At 57.5% G+C, this 4166-nt stretch carries 3 protein-coding genes and 1 pseudogene; 1 reads left to right on the top strand and 3 read right to left on the bottom strand.

The genetic code is table 11. The annotated features are described in order from the left end of the window. A partial coding sequence (locus Q0S71_RS21240) for a DUF885 family protein (RefSeq protein ID WP_296000097.1) occupies window positions 1-377 on the top strand: 377 nt, incomplete at its 5' end. Window positions 378-430: 53 nt separating this feature from the next. On the opposite strand, the gene Q0S71_RS21235 is transcribed toward Q0S71_RS21240, so the two are convergent. The 3 genes and pseudogenes from Q0S71_RS21235 to Q0S71_RS21225 form a co-directional block, all read right to left on the bottom strand. Further along, window positions 431-751: a DUF962 domain-containing protein gene (locus Q0S71_RS21235; protein WP_296000096.1), complete on the bottom strand. Its 321-nt coding sequence runs from the start codon at window positions 749-751 to the stop codon at window positions 431-433. Between the two features lie 33 nt (window positions 752-784). Next, entirely contained in the window at window positions 785-1384 is a 600-nt protein-coding gene (locus Q0S71_RS21230; RefSeq protein ID WP_296000095.1) for an ArsR family transcriptional regulator, read from the bottom strand. A gap of 441 nt (window positions 1385-1825) precedes the next feature. After that, window positions 1826-4166: pseudogene (locus Q0S71_RS21225) on the bottom strand (DNA-directed RNA polymerase subunit beta'); the annotation flags it as partial.

Here is a 4166-nt window from a genome sequence, read left to right as displayed (position 1 = left end):
TGGGCCTGTTCGACGATCCGGCCCAGTACTTCGGCCACCTGAACGACGAACTGCTGCGCGCCACCCGCCTGGTGGTCGATACCGGCATGCACGCGCAAGGCTGGAGCCGCGAGCAAAGCATCCAGTACATGCACGACACGCTGGGCTACGACAACTCCGCCAAGACCGAGACCGAGCGCTACATGGCCTGGCCGGGCCAGGCGCTGGGCTACAAGATCGGTTCGCTGAAGATACTGGAATTGCGGCACCGCGCGGAGCGGGCGCTGGGGAATAAATTCAGCCTGCCCAAGTTCCACGAAGTGGTGCTGAGCGACGGCACCTTGCCGCTCAGTTTGCTGGAAGTGAAAGTGGATCGGTGGATCGCCTCGCAAAAATAAGCGCTCCGTAATCCATTGAGCATGGCCCGGCGAATTTCTGCCGGGCCATTTTTTTACCAATGCACGCGGCCTATCAACATATCGCGAAACATCACCCAATCACCGAGCAGGCTGAACAGGGGATATTTGAATGTGGCCGGACGGTTATGCTCAAAGAAGAAATGGCCGATCCAGGCGAAGCCGTAGCCTATCACCGGTATCCACCACAGCAGATTCCACGTGCCGCTGACCACGGCGGCAAGCAGAAATAAAATAATCAGACTGGAACCGGTGAAGTGCAAGCGCCGACAAATGGCATTACTATGCTCGTTCAAATAAAATGGATAGAATTCTTTGAATGTCCGATAACGCGCTGAGTCAGCCTTATTTTCCATGTCTATGTCTCCGCGTATTTTATTGAATGCACTTCAGATTTCCGCCGCCTTTATTGCATTCAAATTGGTTTCATCACCCAATACGAAAATCTTTTGTTCATGCAGCACCTGCAAAATAAAAGGCTGCTGTTCCCGCAAGCGCCGTTTAAAGTCCGGCACCGAATATAAGTTGGGACTGATTTTACGGCGCAATATACGCTCGGCCACCGGCAAGCGCGACAGCAATTCGCCATAGCTGGTATTGTCGCCTATCAGTAATAACTCGATATTCGTTTCCATGGCCTCGTGCTCCTTGGCCGTCGCGCCATAGACGAAGGCCACGGTCAGCGCGCTCGACAAAGGCGACAGCGCCGAATTGAGCACGCTGACCAGACCGAAGGTTTTCTTCACCAGCCCGCACAGTTCCGCATACACCATGCAATCCTTGTTCGGCCGGAACTGGCGCACATTGCCGATGCGCTCAGAAACGATGAGACCGCTGTCGTGCAGGCGCTTCAGCTCGCGCTGGGCGGATGCGCTGCCCAAGCCGGTGAGCCGCATGATCTCATTCAGATGGTAGCCCTGGTTGACGCGCACAAATAGCAGTCCCAGCAGCTTTTGCTGGGCGGGAGTGAAGAGGGCTTGGGCTATCATAAGCTAAATATTAGAATGTATGAACTGAAAGTTGGCATGAAAACCGTAAAATTTCGACATTACTTTCGGCTTTCGCCCCGCCGCAAGCCCTGCCGCTCAACTCTACCTGAAATGGCCAGGGCGCTCCATCTTACTTTGCTACGGTACGCCGCCGCTTCGACGCGATCGGGCGCCGCCGCGCCGCTGGCGCCGGCCCCGCCTACGCGCCAATAATTGGTGCGACGGCCGGTCGCCCGCTCCCGCCCTGCCTGATCCGTTTGCGCCGCAGTCGAATGGAATAAGCGGCAGGTATATATTTGCTTGGATTAATAAGGTGTCAATCCTGGCGGCTGCATATATTGAATCACGCACAACGATATTCGATTATTGCGCACATAAAAAAACGGCACCCGAAGGTGCCGTTCTCATTCGCGCTTTTAACGCTGAATTAAAGCTGAGTTATTACGCTTCGTCGCCGCCGCTATGCTGTGCCGCAATCGAAGCCGCTTCGATTGCTTCCAGTTCGCCGGCCATCGAGGCTTTCTCGGCTTGCAGCAGGGCTGCGCGCTCTTCCACTTCCCACGCTTCTTTTTCTTTGCGTGCGCGGTGGAATGCCAGACCCGTACCGCCAGGAATCAGACGACCGACGATGACGTTTTCTTTCAAACCGCGCAGGCCATCGCGCTTGCCCATGATGGCGGCTTCGGTCAGAACGCGGGTGGTTTCCTGGAACGATGCGGCCGAGATAAACGAATCGGTCGACAGCGATGCCTTGGTAATACCCAGCAAAACGTTTTCGTAGGTAGCGGGAATCTTGTTTCCGGCTTCCATCAGATCGTTCTGGTCCAGCAGTTCCGAACGCTCAACCTGCTCGCCAACGATATAGTTGGTGTCGCCGGCATTAACGATCTGAACCCGACGCAGCATCTGACGCACGATGACTTCGATGTGCTTGTCGTTAATCTTTACGCCTTGCAGACGGTACACGTCCTGCACTTCGTCAACGATGTAACGCGCCAGCGCTTCGATACCCAGCAGACGCAGAATGTCTTGCGGATCGGCCGGGCCGTCGACAATCATCTCGCCCTTGTTCACCACTTGGCCGTCGTGAACCAGCACTTGCTTGTCCTTGGTGATCAAGAACTCGTGCTTGTTGCCGTCCATGTCGGTGATTTCCAGACGCTGCTTGCCCTTGGTTTCCTTACCGAATGCAACGGTACCCGTAACTTCGGCCAACATACCCGCATCCTTCGGCGAACGTGCCTCGAACAGCTCGGCAACCCGTGGCAGACCACCGGTAATGTCACGGGTTTTCTGCGATTCGGTCGGGATACGTGCCAGCACTTCGCCGACCGATACCGCCTGGCCGTCTTTGACCATGATCAGCGCGCCGACCTGGAAGCCGATGGCCACCGAGTGTTCGGTGCCGGCGATCTTGACTTCTTCGTTGGCGTCGTTCAACAGTTTGACCTGTGGACGCAGCGTTTTGGTCAAAGAACCGCGACGTTTCGCATCGATGACGACCAAAGTCGACAGACCGGTGACTTCATCGACCTGACGGGCCACGGTGACGCCTTCTTCGACGTTCTCGAAGCGCACCAGACCGGCGTACTCGGTGATGATAGGACGGGTCAGCGGATCCCACGTCGCCAGGGCCGTACCGGCCTTGATGACCATGCCATCCTTGACGATCAGCGTCGCGCCGTAAGGCACTTTATGACGCTCGCGCTCACGGCCGTGGTCGTCGGTGATCAACACTTCGCCGGAACGGGAAATGACGATCTGCGAACCCTTGCCGTTGGTAACATAACGCATGGTCGAGGTGAAACGGATGGTACCGTTCGACTTCGCTTCCACCGACGATGCCACCGCCGCACGCGACGCCGCACCACCAATGTGGAAGGTACGCATGGTCAGCTGGGTACCCGGCTCACCGATCGATTGCGCGGCGATCACGCCGACCGCTTCGCCGGAGTTGACCAGCACGCCACGGCCCAGATCGCGGCCATAGCACTTGGCGCACAGGCCGAAGCGCGTGTCGCAGGTCAGCGGCGTGCGCACTTTGACTTCGTCGATCGACAGGCGTTCGATTTCCTCGACCATGTCTTCGTCGAGCAGGGTGCCGGCTTCGTACAGCGTTTCCTGGGTTTCAGGATTGACGACGTCGTTGACGGTCACGCGGCCGAGGATACGGTCGCGCAGCGCTTCGATGACTTCACCGCCTTCGACCATCGCCTTCATCAGCGCGCCGTTGGTGGTGCCGCAATCGTCGGCGATGACGACCAGATCCTGGGTCACGTCGACCAGACGACGGGTCAGATAACCCGAGTTCGCGGTTTTCAGCGCCGTATCGGCCAGACCTTTACGAGCGCCGTGGGTCGAAATGAAGTACTGCAACACGTTCAGACCTTCGCGGAAGTTCGCGGTGATCGGCGTTTCGATAATCGAACCATCCGGTTTCGCCATCAGACCACGCATACCGGCCAACTGGCGAATCTGGGCCGCGGAACCGCGGGCGCCGGAGTCGGCCATCATGTAAATGGCGTTGAACGATTCCTGCGTCGACTTGGTGCCGTCGCGCTTGATGACGTCTTCCACTTTCAGCTGGTCCATCATGGCCTTGCCGACTTCGTCCGAGGTCTTGCCCCAGATGTCGACGACCTTGTTGTAACGCTCGCCGGCCGTGACCAGGCCCGAAGCGTACTGCTGCTCGATCTGCTTGACTTCCTGTTCGGCGGCGGCGATCAGCGTGACTTTTTGCGGCGGTACCAGCATGTCGTCGACGCAGATCGAAATACCGGCG

Source organism: Rugamonas sp. (assembly GCF_025354735.1).
Classification (GTDB): Bacteria; Pseudomonadota; Gammaproteobacteria; order Burkholderiales; family Burkholderiaceae_D; genus Rugamonas.
Note: the sequence above shows the minus strand (reverse complement) of the source record. Positions and strands in the feature narration are given on the sequence as shown.